Annotated in this window: 16 protein-coding genes and 1 pseudogene; 15 read left to right on the top strand and 2 right to left on the bottom strand. The window is 35.6% G+C overall.

The features are described from left to right. Window positions 1-29 precede the first annotated feature (29 nt). From ahlS to ACQKM9_RS18560, 4 genes are all read left to right on the top strand, one after another. A complete protein-coding gene (gene ahlS / locus ACQKM9_RS18575; RefSeq protein WP_427735875.1) occupies window positions 30-863 on the top strand; it encodes an AhlS family quorum-quenching N-acyl homoserine lactonase in 834 nt (277 codons plus the stop codon). 69 nt (window positions 864-932) lie between these two features. Continuing rightward, on the top strand, window positions 933-2,369 hold the full coding sequence (locus ACQKM9_RS18570; protein WP_427735874.1) for an aldehyde dehydrogenase family protein: 1,437 nt from the start codon (window positions 933-935) through the stop codon (window positions 2,367-2,369). Between the two features lie 14 nt (window positions 2,370-2,383). Then, window positions 2,384-3,511, top strand: a complete 1,128-nt coding sequence (locus ACQKM9_RS18565; protein ID WP_427735873.1) for a zinc-dependent alcohol dehydrogenase family protein — start codon at window positions 2,384-2,386, stop codon at window positions 3,509-3,511. Between the two features lie 11 nt (window positions 3,512-3,522). Further along, window positions 3,523-4,884, top strand: a complete 1,362-nt coding sequence (locus tag ACQKM9_RS18560) for an MmgE/PrpD family protein (RefSeq protein WP_427735872.1) — start codon at window positions 3,523-3,525, stop codon at window positions 4,882-4,884. Between the two features lie 48 nt (window positions 4,885-4,932). On the opposite strand, the gene ACQKM9_RS18555 is transcribed toward ACQKM9_RS18560, so the two are convergent. Both ACQKM9_RS18555 and ACQKM9_RS18550 read right to left on the bottom strand, forming a co-directional pair. After that, window positions 4,933-6,660, bottom strand: coding sequence for a glycine betaine ABC transporter substrate-binding protein (locus tag ACQKM9_RS18555; protein ID WP_427735871.1), 1,728 nt, complete (start codon window positions 6,658-6,660; stop codon window positions 4,933-4,935). A 3-nt stretch (window positions 6,661-6,663) separates the two neighbouring features. Then, window positions 6,664-7,869 carry a quaternary amine ABC transporter ATP-binding protein gene (locus tag ACQKM9_RS18550; protein WP_427735870.1) on the bottom strand — a complete coding sequence of 402 codons (1,206 nt, stop codon included), beginning with the start codon at window positions 7,867-7,869 and terminating at the stop codon, window positions 6,664-6,666. A 955-nt stretch (window positions 7,870-8,824) separates the two neighbouring features. On the opposite strand from ACQKM9_RS18550, the gene ACQKM9_RS18545 reads away from it, so the two are divergent. From ACQKM9_RS18545 to ACQKM9_RS18495, 11 genes and pseudogenes are all read left to right on the top strand, one after another. Further along, complete coding sequence (locus tag ACQKM9_RS18545; RefSeq protein WP_427735869.1) at window positions 8,825-9,571, top strand: SDR family NAD(P)-dependent oxidoreductase; 747 nt, start codon at window positions 8,825-8,827, stop codon at window positions 9,569-9,571. A gap of 143 nt (window positions 9,572-9,714) precedes the next feature. Next, a complete protein-coding gene (locus ACQKM9_RS18540; protein WP_427735868.1) occupies window positions 9,715-10,305 on the top strand; it encodes a TetR-like C-terminal domain-containing protein in 591 nt (196 codons plus the stop codon). Window positions 10,306-10,342: 37 nt separating this feature from the next. Continuing rightward, the gene (locus ACQKM9_RS18535; protein WP_427735867.1) at window positions 10,343-10,549 is read left to right on the top strand and encodes a hypothetical protein; all 207 of its coding nucleotides are present in this window, start codon (window positions 10,343-10,345) and stop codon (window positions 10,547-10,549) included. A 378-nt stretch (window positions 10,550-10,927) separates the two neighbouring features. After that, a complete protein-coding gene (locus ACQKM9_RS18530; protein ID WP_427735866.1) occupies window positions 10,928-11,074 on the top strand; it encodes a hypothetical protein in 147 nt (48 codons plus the stop codon). Window positions 11,075-11,306: 232 nt separating this feature from the next. Then, the gene (locus ACQKM9_RS18525; RefSeq protein ID WP_427735865.1) at window positions 11,307-11,747 is read left to right on the top strand and encodes a cell wall hydrolase; all 441 of its coding nucleotides are present in this window, start codon (window positions 11,307-11,309) and stop codon (window positions 11,745-11,747) included. A 680-nt stretch (window positions 11,748-12,427) separates the two neighbouring features. Next, window positions 12,428-12,742, top strand: coding sequence for a hypothetical protein (locus ACQKM9_RS18520; RefSeq protein WP_427735864.1), 315 nt, complete (start codon window positions 12,428-12,430; stop codon window positions 12,740-12,742). Window positions 12,743-12,782: 40 nt separating this feature from the next. Then, a complete protein-coding gene (locus tag ACQKM9_RS18515) occupies window positions 12,783-12,986 on the top strand; it encodes a hypothetical protein (protein ID WP_427735863.1) in 204 nt (67 codons plus the stop codon). 299 nt (window positions 12,987-13,285) lie between these two features. Then, window positions 13,286-14,566 (top strand): ammonium transporter, encoded by a 1,281-nt coding sequence (locus ACQKM9_RS18510; RefSeq protein WP_427735862.1) that lies wholly within the window; start codon window positions 13,286-13,288, stop codon window positions 14,564-14,566. 59 nt (window positions 14,567-14,625) lie between these two features. Further along, the gene (locus ACQKM9_RS18505) at window positions 14,626-15,600 is read left to right on the top strand and encodes a DUF294 nucleotidyltransferase-like domain-containing protein (protein ID WP_427735861.1); all 975 of its coding nucleotides are present in this window, start codon (window positions 14,626-14,628) and stop codon (window positions 15,598-15,600) included. Window positions 15,601-15,602: 2 nt separating this feature from the next. After that, window positions 15,603-16,325, top strand: coding sequence for an exonuclease domain-containing protein (locus tag ACQKM9_RS18500; protein WP_427735860.1), 723 nt, complete (start codon window positions 15,603-15,605; stop codon window positions 16,323-16,325). 585 nt (window positions 16,326-16,910) lie between these two features. Next, a pseudogene (locus tag ACQKM9_RS18495) lies at window positions 16,911-17,071 on the top strand (purine-nucleoside phosphorylase); the annotation flags it as partial.

The raw sequence follows: 17,071 nt of genomic DNA, 5'->3' as shown, positions 1-17,071 counted from the left end.
TAAATAATTGATCAATTGGAGGAATGACTATGTGTAAATCGAAAGTGTATGTATTAGACACCGGTTCGATGAAGATGGATAAAAACTATATGATTGCTATGCATAACCCAGCAAGTGTTGATAATCCTTCCCCCCCAGCAGAGTTTGTAGAATTCCCAGTTTATGCAGTATTGATTGATCATCCTGAAGGGAAAATTTTATTTGATACAGGTTGTAATCCTGATGGTATGGGAGAAGAAGGACGCTGGCCACAAGGTGTACAAAAGCTGTTCCCAGTTTTCCAAAGTGAGGAATGCTACTTAATCAATCGTTTGGAACAACTTAAGGTGCGTCCAGAAGATATAAAATATGTTGTCGCATCTCATCTGCATTTAGACCATGCTGGTTGCTTAGAGCTATTTACGAATGCCGAAATCATTGTCCATGATTCTGAGTTATCTAATGTTATGAAAACATTTGCGATGACACGTGATATGGGTGCTTATATATGGGGTGATGTAGAAGCCTGGATAAAAAATCAGCTACGCTGGCGTACAATCAAATCACATGAAAAAGAAGTGGAACTTGTGAATGGTATCAAAATCTTAAACTTTGGTCCAGGTCATGCTTACGGCATGCTTGGCTTGCATATTGAGTTGCCAGGTACAGGTAATCTTCTACTTGCTTCTGATGCTTTATATACAGCAGAGAGCTTAGGGCCACCCGTTAAACCACCAGGTATTATTTATGATTCTGTTGGCTATAGTAGCTCAGCAGAACGTATTCGAAAACTTGCAGAACAAAATAATTCAACAATTTGGTTTGGTCATGATGCAAGTCAGTTTAATTCATTTATTAAATCAACCGAAGGATATTACGAGTAAATCAAATAACATCCCTAAGGCCACTATTGTCTTAGGGTATTTTTATAAAATACAGAGGAGGATTAAAAAATGATTGAATCTTGTTCTTATATTAGAGGTGTTGAAATTAAAGGTGATTTACGTGAAGAAATTGAAGTGCGTAATCCCTATAACAGTGAGCTAATCGGAATAGTCAGTTGTGCTACAACTAGCGATGTGAAACTTGCAGTTGAAGTAGCACATGAAATATACCAACAAAAAATGAAGTCAATGCCAGCACATGAACGCAGTACAATTTTACGTCGAGCGGCAGATCTACTAGAAATCCAAGCATCAGATTTTGCGAAGACGTTAGCTCTAGAAGCAGGCAAGCCGATTGTAGAAGCAAGAGGTGAAGTAGCTCGGGCTATTCAAGTATTACGCTTTGCATCTGAAGGGGCAAAAAATTTAAATGGGGAACAAATTGTCTTAGATAATGCACTTGGTGGTGAAGGGCAAATAGGTATAGCTAAACGAGTACCAATTGGAGTTGTTGCAGCAATTACACCATTCAATTTCCCGTTAAATATGTCCCTTCATAAAGTTGCTCCTGCTATCGCAGCAGGTAATACTATCGTGTTAAAACCAGCAGAGAAGACGCCATTATCAGCGATAAAGTTATATAAATTATTTGAACAAGCTGGTTTACCAAAGGGAGCATTTAATTTGTTAAATGGTCCTGGAGAACAATTAGTAGAAACATTAGTAACACACCCTTTTGTTAAAAAGGTGACATTCACAGGAAGTAGTACAGTTGGATGGAAAATACAAGAGATGGCGAAAGGGAAAAAAATTACGTTAGAGCTTGGCTCCAATGCACCTAATATCGTATTTGAAGATGCAGATATCGATCATGCAGTCAATGCGATTACAATGGGCGGGTTCACATTTGCAGGGCAGGCATGTGTATCAGCACAACGTATTTTTGTTCATCAGACAGTGTATAAGGAATTTATAAAAAAGATTGTTGAAAAAGTGTCTAATTTGAAAATGGGAGATCCACTTGATGAATCAACAGAACTTGGACCGATGATTACAGAAGAGGCAGCAAAACGTGCAGAAGAATGGGTAGATGAAGCAGTTGCTCAAGGAGCAGTTGTGCTGACTGGTGGGAAGCGTCACGGGACAATGATGCAAGCAACCATTCTAGATCATGTTCGATTTGATATGAAAGTGGTTTGTGCCGAAGTATTTGCACCTATAATTTCTATCATCCCTTTTACTAGAGAAAAAGATGTCATCAAATGGGCGAATGATACAGAATTCGGCTTACAGGCAGGTATCTTTACGAATAATATTAATCGTGCACTTCGTGTGGCAGAACAATTAGAAACCGGTGGCGTATGGATAAATGAAGTTTCTGTTAAGCGCTATGATCATATTCCATATGGCGGTGTGAAGAAGAGTGGAGTTGGCAAGGAAGGTATTCAATATTCAATTGAAGGTATGACAGAGTTGAAGTTTATCGGTATCAATATCTTAACGTAAAGGGGACGTTACCAATGAAAGTAAAATCAGCTATTTTACGTGCATCTGGTGTTCAAAAGCCCTATGCAAAAAGTCGACCAATTCATATTGAAACAGTAGAGCTAGATTCACCAGAAGTAGGAGAAGTGCTTGTTCAAATAAAAGCAGCAAGTCTTTGTCACTCGGACTTATCCGTTATTGATGGTAGTCGCCCACGACCTCTTCCAATGGCGCTTGGACATGAAGCGGCTGGTATTGTTGTTGAAGTAGGCGCAGGTGTGACAGCATTCTCACCTGGCGACAAAGTGGTTTGTGTTTTTGTACCAAGTTGCGGACACTGTATTCCATGTTCTGAAGGTCGCCCGGCACTTTGTGAACCAGGTGCTGTTTCAAATGGAGCAGGGACACTAATTAGTGGAGGAATTCGCATTCATACTGAAACAGAGGATGTCAATCACCATGTGGGTGTCTCTGCTTTTTCTGAATACGCAGTAGTATCAGAGAATTCTTTGGTAAAAATTGATGAAGATCTGCCATTTGAAAAACTCGCTTTGTTTGGTTGTGCGGTTATTACTGGTGTAGGAGCGGTCGTGAATACGGCAAATGTGAAGCTTGGTAGTACGGTAGCTGTTATCGGCCTTGGGGGCATTGGCTTAAGCGCATTGCTTGGTGCAATTGCTGCAGGTGCTAGCGAAGTGATTGCGATTGATATTAATGAAAAAAAACTCGTACAAGCAAAAGAACTGGGAGCTACGGCTGTCTTTAATTCAAGGGACGAAGATGTCATTGAACAAGTCAAAAAGTATACGAACGGCGGAGTCGATTATGCATTTGAAACAGCTGGGGCAGTAGCAGCTTTGGATGTTGCATATGCTGTAACAAAGCGTGGCGGTATTGCGACAACAACGGGTTTACCGCATCCAGAACATCAATTTTCTTTTCCTTACGTGACATTAACAGCGGAAGAAAAGACGTTAAAAGGATCGTATGTTGGTAGTTGTGTACCAAAGCGTGATATTACACGTTATATTGAGCTTATGAAGCAAGGACGTTTGCCTGTAGATGAGCTAATGTCGAACATTATTACCCTCGAAGAAATTAACGAAGGTTTTGATTTACTAGCAACTGGGGATTCATCACGTATTATTATTAAAATGGATTAGGGGGCAGTTTTGTGGGGTTTAGCAATCAAATCGCAAACTACATTGTAGGTTTAACATACGAGCAATTACCAAAGGAAGTCGTTACATTTACAAAGCGGTGTATCCTTGATTATTATGCATCTGCTCTAAAAGGACGAGATGGGGTTCCAATACAAATGATTAATGAACTCATTCGTGAAATGGGTGGAACACCGCAAGCAACAACAGTTACTAATGTAAAAAATTCAGTGTTGAATGTAGCGTTATTAAATGGTGCGGCAAGTCATATTATTGAACTCGATGATATTCATAAAGCATCTATAGTGCACGCGGCAACAGTTGTAATGCCAGCCGCAATCGCAGTTGCTGAGTGGAAAAGGCATTCTGGGAAAGATCTTATCACAGCGATTGTCGCAGGGTATGAAGTGGCGTATCGAGTTGGGGAAACAGTGTCACCATCACATTATTATTACTTCCATAATACAGCTACATGTGGAACTTTTGGTGCTACTGCGGCAGTAGCGAAGTTACTGAAGTTAAATGAAAATCAAATTGTCGATGCGTTAGGTAGTGCTGGTACACAAGCAGCTGGTCTTTGGGAATTTATTGAAGATGGTGCAATGTCCAAGCAACTTCATCCAGGGAAAGCGGCTATGCACGGTGTTTTAAGTTGTTTACTTGCGCAAAAAGGATTTACGGGCGCGAAGAAAATTTTAGAAGGAAGTCGCGGCTTTTTTGAAGCCATGAGTGAACAGCATGATGTGTCCAAAATGACGGATGGTTTAGGCGATAGCTTTAAAATTATTGAAAACTCATTTAAAATACATGCTTCATGTCGTCATACACATCATGTAATGGATTTACTAGTCGAATATCATAAAGGACATAATGTGAATTTAAAAGCGATAAAGAAAATCGTAATTTCAACTTATAAAGTAGCATTGGATATAACGGATAATCCATCTCCTGATACGATTTATGCTGCAAAATTTAGTATTCAGTTTTGTGCGGCCCTTGCATTAATAACTGGTAGCGGAAGTTATCATGCATTTACAGAACAAATATTGCACGATCCAACAATTCGCGCAATAGTAGAAAAAATTGTAGTTCAAGTAGATGAAAAAGTAGATGCTGCATATCCAGAAGAATGGGGTACAAATCTGTCGATACATTTTAATGATGGTTCGATTTATAAAGCAAAAACGAGCTATCCAGTAGGAGATCCAGAAAATCCAGTGTCTACAGATGCGTTAGTTGAGAAATTTATGACGCTGACAAACAATTTACCATTCGAACAAAGAGTGCAAATCGTAAAAACAATCCTTAATCTAGAACAATATACCGTGAAAGAACTAGTAGCTACAGTGCATAGGAAGATTGAAGCTATAACATAAATATAGAAAAACCCAAAATAGTGGATACTATTTTGGGTTCGTTTTCTTCTATTTTAAATCTTCAATCGAATCAATATCTACATATTTAGGAACTACAATACCATTTTTTGTTCCTTTTAAGTTTGGTCCTAAATTAACTAAATCTTTTTTGTATGATTCATAATAATCCTTGTGAGTACTTGGTAACCATGCTGCGACCATTGCATCGACACTGCCGTTTGCAACACCTGCAAACATCGGTCCAACCTCAACTTGACTCATTTTTACTTTATAGCCGTTTTGCTCAAGTACTTTCGCAATGACGTTTGTACTAGCAATTTCAGTGTCCCAAGCAACATAAACGAGTTTAATTTCTTCACCATTACCCGCTTGTGCTCCTTTCGTCCATTCAGCTACTTTATCAGTATTTGCTTTAATCCATTTGTTAGCTGCTTCTTTTGGATCCATACCACCTGATACATCTACCATAACTTTCTCCATATCACTTGTGTCCCAAGAGAATTGATCAAGTATTGTATATGCACCTGGAGCATCTTCTTTTAAACCTTTTCGTACGAGTGTATTAATTTCTTCTGCGCCACCAAATGTCCCGTTAGGATCATCAAGATATTTCAAATCGAAGGAAGCAAACATCCAGTGTGGAGACCAACCTGTAATAATAATTGGTTCTTTCTTTGAATATGCTTTTTTCAATTCAGCAACCATTGCGGCAGAAGAACCTTCAACAAGCGTCCAATTATCTAATTTATAATCTTTCATAGCCGTTTTAGCTTGTGTCATAAGACCAGCGCCAGGCTCAATACCGATAATTTTATAATTCGTCGCTTCACCAATTGCAGAACCAGTACCTTTAATAGTGTCCTCTTTTGTAAATGTGTTAAATAATGCAGCGACTACAATGAGGATACCTGTGATAATAAGGACAATTTTACGACTTACAAGTTTTTCATACGCTGGTTTACGGATGTTTTGAGTAATGCGGTCTAAAATGATGGCAATGAATACAATAGAAAGACCTGCTTCAAAACCTTGTCCAACATTAATCTGACTCACTGCACGGTAAACGTCTGCACCAAGTCCAGGCGCACCAACTAATGAAGCAGTAACAACCATAGAAAGGGCAAGCATAATACTTTGGTTAATACCTGCTAATATAGTTGGTGTTGCTAAAGGTAATTGAACTTTAAATAATTTTTGACTAGGTGTTGAGCCGAATGCATCTGATGCTTCAATCAAATCTTTTGGCACTTCTTGAATACCGAGATTCGTCATACGTATAGCGGGCGCAATCGCGAAAATAAACGATGCAACAATACCTGGTACTACACCGATTCCGAAAAATAGTATTGAAGGAATCAGATAAACAAATGCAGGCATTGTCTGCATAAAGTCTAAAATAGGTGTAACGATATTTTGTACTGTTTTATTTTGTGCACACCATATACCAATAGGAATACCAAGTAAAATGATAAAGAATCCTGATACTAACACAATCGCTAAAGTTTGAATCGTTGAATCCCAATAACCTAAGTTATCAACTAATAGCAAACTCACTACTGTAAATATACCTAATGGCCATTTACTGGTGTAGCCGACTAGTAAAGCTAACACAATAATTAAAACGATTGGGGGGCCGACACTTAATACATCAACAATTATATTTAACAGTCCATCGATAAAATTTGTAAAAAATGAAAACAGTGCAGCAAACGTGACTGTGATCCAATCTACTAAAGAATCTACCCATTCACCTAATGGAATTTTTGTCATATTCATCGTTTACTCACTCTCCAATGCGTTCAAGGAATCTTTGTTACCAGCTAATGCACCTATGACAGCTCCGCGAATAACAATTCCTTTGATTCTGTGTTTATCATCTACGACTGATATTGGAAGAGCGGATGTTGCCATAACATCCATTAAGTCAACAAGTAGTGCATCCTCAGGTACTGTTGGTACTTCAGTTGTCATGACTTCTAATATTGATAAGTTTTGATCAATCGCGTGACGAGCTTGTTCCGCAGAGATGGCACCGAGTAGTTTTTTCTTACGATCCACCACGAATATACTTGAATAACCTTCTTTACGCATGATCTCTAGTGCAACACGCGGACCTCTATCGGCACCGATTTTCTCAGGACGTTTCATAATATGTGAAGCTGTTAAGACTTTAGATAAATCGACATCTTCTACGAATTTTTCAACAAATTCATTTGCTGGGTTCATCATGATTTGTTCCGGTGTACCAAGTTGGATGATACTACCATCTTTCATTAAAGCGATTCGATCGCCAATTCTTAGTGCTTCGTCTAAATCATGTGTAATAAAGATAATCGTTTTTTTGAAATTCTCCTGAATCTCGAGTAGTTCATCTTGCATGTCTTTACGGATTAATGGGTCTAGTGCACTAAATGCCTCATCCATCAGCAAGATATCGGTGTCACTAGCAAGTGCGCGAGCAAGACCTACCCTTTGTTGCATACCACCGCTTAGTTGTGATGGTAATTGATGTTCATACCCTTTAAGTCCAACGATTTCTAAAGCTTGCATAGCCTTCTCACGTCGATCTTTTATAGGTTTCTTTTGAATCTCAAGTCCAAATTCAGTGTTTTCTAAAATTGTTTTGTGGGGGAAAAGAGCAAAGTTTTGAAATACCATACTAATTTTCTGTTGTCTTACTTCTCTCAGACGGGAAGCGCTCATTTTTACAATATCTTCATTATCAATTAAGATCTCACCAATGGTTGGGGCAATCAAACGATTAAACATTCGGATTAACGTAGATTTACCACTACCAGACAAGCCCATGATTACGAAGATCTCTCCAGGGTAAATACTAAAGTTCACTTTATTTACACCTAATGTTTGTCCAGTCTCTTTCAAAATTTCTTTTTTAGAACGACCTAATTCTAAAAGCTCCAGTGCTGCTTTGGGAGACTTACCAAAAATCTTTGATACGTTTCTTACTTCTACAAAAGGATCCATTTAAACACCTCGTTCTTAATATTCTTTTTGAAAACAGAAGCAGTCATGAAATAACGATTATTAAATTTAATTATCTCGGAAAATAAATAAGAAGTTATTGATTTATCATGTGCGAAGTTGACGAAAACAATCCTTCTTACTTGAATTTCCAATTGTTTAATAAAGTAAATGGAAATTAGTCATTATATTTATGCTTGCTTTACTCATATTTTTACCAATTTTTGATATGTGTTAATGATGAGGGTAAAGAAAAAAGGGGAAAAACAACATCAAATAAGGGATTTTTTTATGGGCAAAATAGAGTGTTTACTTTATTACTATAGCGTTTACTAAACTTCATTTCAAATGATAGCCGTACTTAGAACTATTGATTTCAGTAACTTTTTCGCGGTGTTGAAATTTTTGAAATCTAATATAAACGTTGGTGTATAGATGTTTCTGTCTTTTTTAACAGCAGATTTCATAGATAGAATAATAGATGAAATATATTTTTAAAATGTGAGTTTAGACCTATTTAAATTTCCGTAGGAAAACACTAGTTTGCAATGATGTATAAATGGATATTTTCATTTTTGAAAGATGGATAAAAAGCTAAAAATTAGCAAGATATAAATTGAAAATTTTTACTTATATGTAATTAGTTTTTTCTCCAAAATGGAAAATGAAAAACGGTGATTTTGATCACTTATTAATAAAGTGCATCGAAGAGTTTCTACTAATAGTGCGACAGGTTCATTGAAAAGGGTGGAACTCTTTCCATCAACAACAAATTATCTGAGTTTTTTTGTATAATTTAACCATTTATATAAGTCCTTTATTTTTAATGCTAGTTATTATGGTATTTAAAAATACCCTTATTTGCTATTTCAGAATATTCGTGTTATAAAGATAACGAAAACTATTTTTCATAGTGTAAAATAGTTTGTTCAATTACATATTAATAGGAGGTTTTTATATGGGGCGTTTGAGCGGTAAAGTAGCAATTATTACGGGTGCAGCATCGGGTATGGGTGCTAAAGAATGCGAGTTATTCGCTAAAGAAGGAGCATCTGTAGTTGCTACAGATATTCAAGAAGAACTTTTAAATGAAGTAGTTGAAGCAATTAATGCAGCGGGTGGTCAGGCAATTGCATTTAAGCATGATGTAACTTCAGAAGTACAATGGAAAGAAGTTGTAGCTTTAACTGTTGAGAAATTCGGTAAAGTAGATATTCTTGTTAATAATGCAGGTGTGTCTTGCACGAGTGTAATTGCTAATATCGAGATGTTTGAATGGAATAGAGTAATGGATATTAACTTAAATAGCTGTGTACTAGGTATGAAATATGCTGTTCCTGAAATGCAGAAAAACGGCAGTGGTTCAGTTGTTAATATTTCTTCTATTGGTGGACTTGTGGGTATGGCTGGTACAAGCCCTTATACAGCTTCTAAAGGAGCATTGCGTGTTTTATCAAAAGCTGCTGCAATTGAATACGGTAAAGATAGAATTCGCGTAAACTCAGTACACCCGGGAATTATCGTTACACCAATGACAGAGCCACATATGGAACCTGCTATGCCTTATTATGAAGCACACACTCAACTTCCTTATATGGGTAACCCAGAAGATGTTGCCTACGGTGTATTATTCTTAGCAAGTGATGAGGCACGTTTTGTTACTGGTTCTGAACTTGTTATCGATGGTGGATGGACTGCACTTTAATTATTATTTCATAGAAAAGGGCTAATTATTCAAAGTCAGCTCTTTTCTATGAGTAATTTTGTTTAAATCAAGTTATTTCGCATTTCCACATTATTTTTTGTATAATATTGGAATACGTACATTGATCGGGGGTAGTGTAACTAATGAAAGAAGGATTAGATCCAAGAGAAATAAGAAGCTTAGAAAGCATTAAAAATGCATTCTTTAATATGCTCACTTCTTCAGAAACAATTTCTATTAAAACTCTCTGTGAAAGTGCTAATATTACACGTCCGACATTTTACAAACATTATTCGTCTATTAATGAACTAATGGATAAATTTTCTGAAGAGATGTTAAGTGATTTAACATCTCGTATTGCAGTTCAGCAAAAAATGGCCATTCGAGATTTAAGTTCAACCAACTTACCTGGAAACATGGTGTCATTATTTAAACATATTAAGGATAATCATTCTTACTATGAAATGTTCTTATTGCAAAACCGTAAGACAAAATTTGCGAAAGAATTTAAGCAGATTATTCGATCTTTTGTAGAAGAAGGTATAGGAGCGGCACAGGAATCAGGTATGGTAGTAATTGTACCTAAAGATATATTGATTCAGTATGCTACGGGGGCTTTTTTAGAAGTAATCACCTCGTGGTTGGAAGGGCTAGATAAACACACGCCAGAAGAGCTCACAGAAATTCTTTTGAAAATCTCAATTTGTGGACCTTATTTAGAAGAGAAAAACTAGATTATTTTTGAAGAATTCATTTTTAAGGAGGTCTTGTATGTGGCTATTCAATAAAAAACGTAAAGGACATAAAAGTAATAGTCTTAAGAAGGAAGCTGATTATTCACGAGTTGATAGCAATAATGATATAACAAATACAGGTTTTTTTTCTTCTGTATTTGGTGATTCATCAAATTCATGTGGAAGTTCTTCGTCTAGTTCGGATTCTGGTGATTCAGGGTCTTCTTGTGGCGGTGGGGACTAAAAATATTAATTATTGTGTTGTTCTATAAAATCACCTCTTTAGTTTTTCTTTGAGGTGATTTTTTATTGGATAATTATATTGAAATCGATGAAAAGAATGTGAAGTAATGTAATTAAACTAACGGGCAGGTTAGTTTAAAAAAATGATTGGATTATTAATGGTAAGATGATTATAAGAAATGGAGGGCTTGAATAGGACATAAAAAAGCCGCCATATTATTGAGCATTTATTTCTTGATTGCTGTTGGTTGTACAGTTTAGTTACATAAAGAAAAATAAGTTTTTTTCTTGAGGTATAAAGGGTATAGGTAGAATAATTGAGGAACTATTTAGAGGAATATACTTGTATAATTTTTGAGAGTTAAAGAGGGTATAAAAGATGAAAAAAGAAAAAAAGAAAGGTAAAGAAGGATTTTTCAAAAGAATAGTGGATGAAATTCGTGATTCAATCTTATCTGAATTGGTTTTAAACATCTTAACTTTTATTCCAAGAATGATAGTTCGTTTAGTGAAAAGTCTATATTAATTGATTGAGTCGGAAGTGATTTCTATTCAACTAACAAGTGCTTGAGTTAAAGAGTGTGTGGCTGCTCAGGCGGTTTTTTTCTCATTCAACCAAGGAGACTAGTGAATTGAACAATTACTAAATCGAATCGTTTAATGTTCTGGAGAATTTCTTTGTAATGAGTAATGCTTATTGTTATAAATAATGACAACAATAAATGCTTTTTTTCATATAATATTTACGGGGTGGAAAAATGCCAAGAGTTAAATATCGAGAGGCAGACATTGATTTAATGGCAAGGATGATGAGAGCGGAAGCCGAGGGCGAAGGAAACCAAGGGATGTTATATGTTGGCAATGTAATTGTTAATCGTGCTGTAGCAGATTGTTTAGACTTTAGAGATGTAAGAACAATTGAAGATGTCATTTATCAGGTGCAAGGAGGAAATTATTCTTTTGAAGCTGTTCAAAAAGGGAATTTATTTTATCAAAGAGCGAGATCAAATGAAAAAAGATTAGCAAAAATGAATTTGGATTATTGGAGACAACATCCAGCGCATTTTGCCCTTTGGTATTTTAATCCGTTTGCTGAATGTCCTCCAACATGGTACGGTCAACCTTTTACTGGTCAATTTAAAAATCATTGTTTTTATGAACCAGCTGCTGGAACATGTGAAAGTGTTTATATAGATTAGGTTGAATGGTGGATATTGTTAATCTTGGAGTATAATTGAGATTTAGCCCATTTTTAGTCGTAGATACTGGATGGTAGCTAACCATATGCATTCGGTGCAACTCTTTTAGGTAAGGGAACAGTTATCGGTTGAAAAAAGCTTCAATCGCTAACCGTATACTATTTTTCTCAAACGTTGATTAGGTGTATTTTATCTAAAAATAAAAAGGGAACTTCCTGGTTAGCAGGTGTTCCCTTTTATATATCAAATATTTAGTAATAGTATTTTATTGAAGGAAGCATGATTGTGAAAAAGAGCAATTGAAATATTTGTCATATACTCAGCATTATTACTCAATCTTTGCGAGTTTACAGATGGGTTAGACATATCATCAAATGACGATTTCGAAATTAAGTCATTCGATTTAAATTGGAAGGCGTATAGACTAACGTAGATGTTGATTAATTGGATAAAAGGAAATGCATTGTTGTTAAATTAGCAAAGAATGAACCTTCAGTTATATTTTAGAAGAACCTTTTGATAAGCGCTAAATATTGAGTTTGAAGAAGAAAAAAATATTGATAATGAAGATTTTTACGTTCAATTTTTTATGTTTAAACTTAATGAATAAACCAATAAAATAAGTCTAAGTAACCTTATTTTAGCTAATTATTCATATTAACTTTCATAACTCCATAACCATGATACTACACTTAAAACTAGGTAACCGTGAATTCGGTCCCCTGGTTATTTTTTTCTCAGTAGAAAAGAATGTTCTTATTGATGTAAAAGGAGTGAACAATGTTAAAGAGTTATTAATGAAAGCAATGCAGCGTAATCAATTGGTGAACATGATATATATGTCGAGTAGTGGAGACATTACAAAACGACGTGTGAAGATCATTAAAATATCATCCGAAAATTTCCTAGCTTATTGCTTTGTTAAACGCGCTAACCGTACTTTTATAATAGATAATGTACTTGCAGCAATTCCGATAATTCGTAGGGAAGTATAAGAATTTAAAAGAAACAAATTGGGAAGATGATAAAGTAGAGATGGATCTTCCAGCTGCTTACGCATTTTTTTATCAGTATAAAAATCCTAAAATAGAGGCAAAAGCCATGGTGTATCAACTTTGGATAAGTCCTAATAAAGATCAAGTAGAAATAGTTCAGGGGAATAATCTGTATGCTAAATTGACAAAAGAAAATTCAGCAATATTGTTTAAGGTTGTTACGGAGGACAAACTATCCTCATGAAGAAAATAGAGAAGGCAAAGTAACGCTTAAAAATACATAGATTTTTTGCAAGAATTCATTTTGAACATGTCTTCTCAAAATGTATTCTTTTTATTTTCTAATGAATATGGATACAAGTGGTCTTTTAGCGATATTGAAACCCTTTTCATGTTAGTTTTTATAACGTAATTTCTATTTATTCTGAAAATTCTGTTGACAAGGGGTGGGAACAGGTTAAAATAAAGAATATAAATAACGTGTTAAGTTTTCTGACATATAAATATTAAGAAATCTAACATGGTGAAAAGGGGAGATTGAAGATGGATGTTATGTATTTGATGAACAGCTTGTGGACGATGCTAGGAGCAATTTTAGTAATCTTTATGATTGGTGGATTTATCTTACTTGAGGCAGGTTCAACAAGAATGAAAAACGCAGGTCACGTAGCAGGAAAAACAGTCTTTACTTTTGGTTTAGCATCATTAGTTTTCTGGGCAGCAGGCTATGGGTTTATCTTTGGTAGTGATGCGAATTTCTTTGTTGGAATGTCAGATTTTTTCTATTCAGGAGAATTAGTTAAAGATTCAGGGCTTGCTACAACTGTATTTTTCGTCTTCCAACTAGCATTTGCAGGTATATCAGTTACAATCGCACTCGGTGGATTTGCAGAACGTGCGAAGTTTTCAGCATACGTCATCTTCACAATTCTATTCGGAGTATTAGTTTATCCTGTCATTGCACACTGGATTTGGGGGGGCGGTTGGTTAGCTGAACATGGGAAACAAGATTTTGCTGGTTCAACAGTTGTCCATTTAACCGGTGCAATGGCAGCTCTTGCAGCAACTATCTTACTGAAACCAAGAATTGGGAAATATAAAAAAGATGGTTCTGCGAATAATCTTGCTGGTCATAACCAAGTGTATACTGCTTTAGCTGTATTAATCCTTTGGGTTGGTTGGTTTGGATTTAATGCAGGTAGTACTGTATCAGTTGATGGTGCCTTCTTCGGATTTGTTGCTTTAAACACGAATCTTGCTGCAGCAGCAGGTGCAGTCGCAGCGACTCTAATTTCGTGGGTAATGTTAGGTAAACCTGATATCACAACGATTTTAAATGGTGCGCTAGCTGGGTTAGTAGCAATTACAGCTGCATGTGCATTTGTAGATGTTTGGGCATCTGTAGTCATTGGGTTCGTAGCTGGCGTCATAGTATTTTATAGTACTAGATTTTTTGAAAAGAAAAAAATTGATGATCCAATCTTCGCATTATCCGTACATGGAACAGCAGGTATATGGGGCACCTTATCAACGGGGCTATTTGCTACACCTGAACTTGCAACAGTAGGTAAGCCAGGCTTACTTTATGGCGGTGGTTTTGAACAGTTAGGTGTACAGTTAATGGGGGTTGCAACATCTGGTGCTTATGCATTTGCTGTATCGTTTGTCATCTTATATATCATGAAAAAAGTGATGGGTGGTATTCGTGTTAGCGAGGAAGAGGAAATCATGGGACTTGATATGAGTGAACATGGTAACTACGGGTATCCTGAGCAAATGGTTTTAGAAGGCTCAAACCTACGTCCAGTAGTAGAAACTAAGTAACGTTAATGTGGCAAAAGCCCCTTATAAGGCGTTTTTGGTGTAAAAAGGGAAGTGTTGCTGTGGAAACAGATATTGGAACATATGCATCTATAAAGGAATGGAAGGTTAAAAATATCTCCTCTTTTCTAGATGATACTGTTTCTTTGAATAAATTTCATGATCAAGTAATGTGCAAAGTATTTGATATAGCCATCGGTCGCGTGAACAAGGGAAGTCCCCCCTGTGAGTTCTCATGGTTTATTACTGGGAGTGGTGGCAGATTTGAGCAAGGAGTCATTAGTGACCAAGATCATGGATTGATATATGCAATATCGAATGTAGAAAATGATATCTATTTTAAGAAACTCGGTGAAGAAGTATCTTATGGACTATTCATCGTTGGTTACCCCTATTGTAAAGGCAATGTCATGAGCTCAAATTCACTTTGGTGTAAGTCAATGCATGAATGGAAAGCGCAGCTTCTAAAATGGATGGAAGACGAAAGCTGGGATGCTATTCGTTACGTGCAAATATTTTATGATGCAAGGGTTTTAACAGGTAGAAACTTTTTTGTAGAAGAATTAAAAATGGTTATTTACCAATATCAATTAAAAAATCAGACAGTTCTAAAGCGTTTTATGGCGAATGTAACGCATGTAAAGAATATCATTGGGCCACTTGGTCAAATTTTAGTAGAACAACATGGTATGTACCAAGGAAGTGTGAATCTAAAATATGCAGCGTTTTTACCCTATGTGAATGCCATTCGAGTGTTGTCTATAAAAGAAGGGGTTTCTGAAACTTCTACGTTAGATAGAATGAAATGTTTGAAGCAAACAAAGGACTATTCAAAGGCGTTAAAGGGTTGTGAAGACAATTTCTTAACGTTATTAAAATATCGTCTGACATTATTTCAAGTGGAATCCTATACCGACACACATTACTTGAATATAGAAAGTCTTCAAAAAGAACAACGGAAAGAAATAAAAAGAATTCTAAAGGATGGTAAGAAGCTTCATGATTATGTCATAGCAATTATCGATAAAGGGTGTTAACAATGGTTTTTGAACCGTTTATCCAACTATTAAGAGGAATTCAAGGTAAAAGAAATACTGGTAGAATAGGTGATATTCAAAACTCACAGCAAATGGCTTTTTTAAGGCATTTGCAAAAAGAGGTGAATCAAGAAAAAGCATTAAATACGCCTTTGCATGAACTAAATGTAGTAGTTTTCGATATTGAAACAACAGGCTTCTCTCCTGAAAAAGGTGATGGAATACTTTCAATTGGTGCAATTAAAATGAGTGGAAAAACTATTATAAAAGATGAGGGATTTTACTCGCTCGTTCATTTTGATCAGAACATTCCCCAGGAAATTATTCAGCTCACTGGTATCACAAATGATCAATTAATAGAAGCGCCAAGTTTATCCGAAGTTCTCATCCATTTCCTTCAATTTAAAGGGGATTGTACGCTTGTAGCACATCATGCCAATCATGAAAGACATTTTATGCAACATGCCAGCTCAAAGTTATTTCGCACACCTTTTAAGCATCGAATTGTGGACACTTCTTTCCTATATAAAATTGTTGAACCTAAATCTAAAAATATGAAACTAGAGGATTTATGTGAGCAAAATGGTATTTCAGTGGTCAACCGTCACCATGCATTAGGGGATGCAAAGCTAACTGCTGAACTGTGGAGCTTATATGTAGCGAAAGTTCAGGAATTGGGTTGTGGAACATTAAATGATGTTTATGAGCGTTTTGCAAGGATATAAATCACGATTTGATAATAATGAAGCAATGAAAATTAAATTAGAGAAATTTTCATTGTAATATAATGATGTAATGCTTAGTTTTTTTATAGAAAATTGGTAGATTTGAAAAAATATCAATAAATAAGTATTAATTAATATGATTCTTCATGTAAATGGAAGTATTGCTATAACGCTAAAGTGCTTAATTGATGTAATGGAGGTGTTAATAAGTCTAAATAGGACTTATTAGACAGCCTCTTTTTTTGTTGTAAAAACCAAACAAAAAATCTAAGTGACGAGTATTTGAAGTTGTGTATAGATTTTTTATGGCCATACTATTTGAATTTCCATAAATAAGGTGATTTCAATGAAATCTAGTATAAAAAGTGCAGATATTTTAATATTAAATTGTTAAACTCAAAATTTTATTGAAAAAAGAAATGAACGTGTGGTATTTTTATATAATATCAATTAGACAACTTGTCATACGAGATGTTCATTAGATATATAAGTTGTCTATTTTTTCTCGAAAAGTAAGCGCATTCAGATTTCTAAAGAAATAGAGTAAAACGACTTTATTAATCATATACAAAGGAGACTTATTCAATGAGTACAAATCACAAAGAAACGCCACACATTAAGCCTAATGGAGTAGAAATTGCAGAGACAATACTATTACCAGGTGATCCATTACGAGCTAAATTTATTGCAGATAATTATTTGGAAGATGTCGTGCAGTTCAACGAAGTGCGTGGCATGCTTGGATA

Source organism: Viridibacillus sp. NPDC093762 (assembly GCF_050279675.1).
Classification (GTDB): Bacteria; Bacillota; Bacilli; order Bacillales_A; family Planococcaceae; genus Viridibacillus.
The sequence above is the reverse complement of the archived record's forward strand: the minus strand, read 5'-3'. Positions and strand labels throughout refer to the sequence as shown.

Bases quoted from the DNA above. Each gene is read 5' to 3' on its own strand.
- ahlS (WP_427735875.1), top strand. From the start codon at position 30: ATGTGTAAATCGAAAGTGTATGTATTAGACACCGGTTCGATGAAGATG.
- ACQKM9_RS18570 (WP_427735874.1), top strand. From the start codon at position 933: ATGATTGAATCTTGTTCTTATATTAGAGGTGTTGAAATTAAAGGTGAT.
- ACQKM9_RS18565 (WP_427735873.1), top strand. From the start codon at position 2,384: ATGAAAGTAAAATCAGCTATTTTACGTGCATCTGGTGTTCAAAAGCCC.
- ACQKM9_RS18555 (WP_427735871.1), bottom strand. From the start codon at position 6,660: ATGAATATGACAAAAATTCCATTAGGTGAATGGGTAGATTCTTTAGTA.
- ACQKM9_RS18550 (WP_427735870.1), bottom strand. From the start codon at position 7,869: ATGGATCCTTTTGTAGAAGTAAGAAACGTATCAAAGATTTTTGGTAAG.
- ACQKM9_RS18545 (WP_427735869.1), top strand. From the start codon at position 8,825: ATGGGGCGTTTGAGCGGTAAAGTAGCAATTATTACGGGTGCAGCATCG.
- ACQKM9_RS18540 (WP_427735868.1), top strand. From the start codon at position 9,715: ATGAAAGAAGGATTAGATCCAAGAGAAATAAGAAGCTTAGAAAGCATT.
- ACQKM9_RS18535 (WP_427735867.1), top strand. From the start codon at position 10,343: ATGTGGCTATTCAATAAAAAACGTAAAGGACATAAAAGTAATAGTCTT.
- ACQKM9_RS18530 (WP_427735866.1), top strand. From the start codon at position 10,928: ATGAAAAAAGAAAAAAAGAAAGGTAAAGAAGGATTTTTCAAAAGAATA.
- ACQKM9_RS18525 (WP_427735865.1), top strand. From the start codon at position 11,307: ATGCCAAGAGTTAAATATCGAGAGGCAGACATTGATTTAATGGCAAGG.
- ACQKM9_RS18520 (WP_427735864.1), top strand. From the start codon at position 12,428: ATGATACTACACTTAAAACTAGGTAACCGTGAATTCGGTCCCCTGGTT.
- ACQKM9_RS18515 (WP_427735863.1), top strand. From the start codon at position 12,783: ATGGATCTTCCAGCTGCTTACGCATTTTTTTATCAGTATAAAAATCCT.
- ACQKM9_RS18510 (WP_427735862.1), top strand. From the start codon at position 13,286: ATGGATGTTATGTATTTGATGAACAGCTTGTGGACGATGCTAGGAGCA.
- ACQKM9_RS18500 (WP_427735860.1), top strand. From the start codon at position 15,603: ATGGTTTTTGAACCGTTTATCCAACTATTAAGAGGAATTCAAGGTAAA.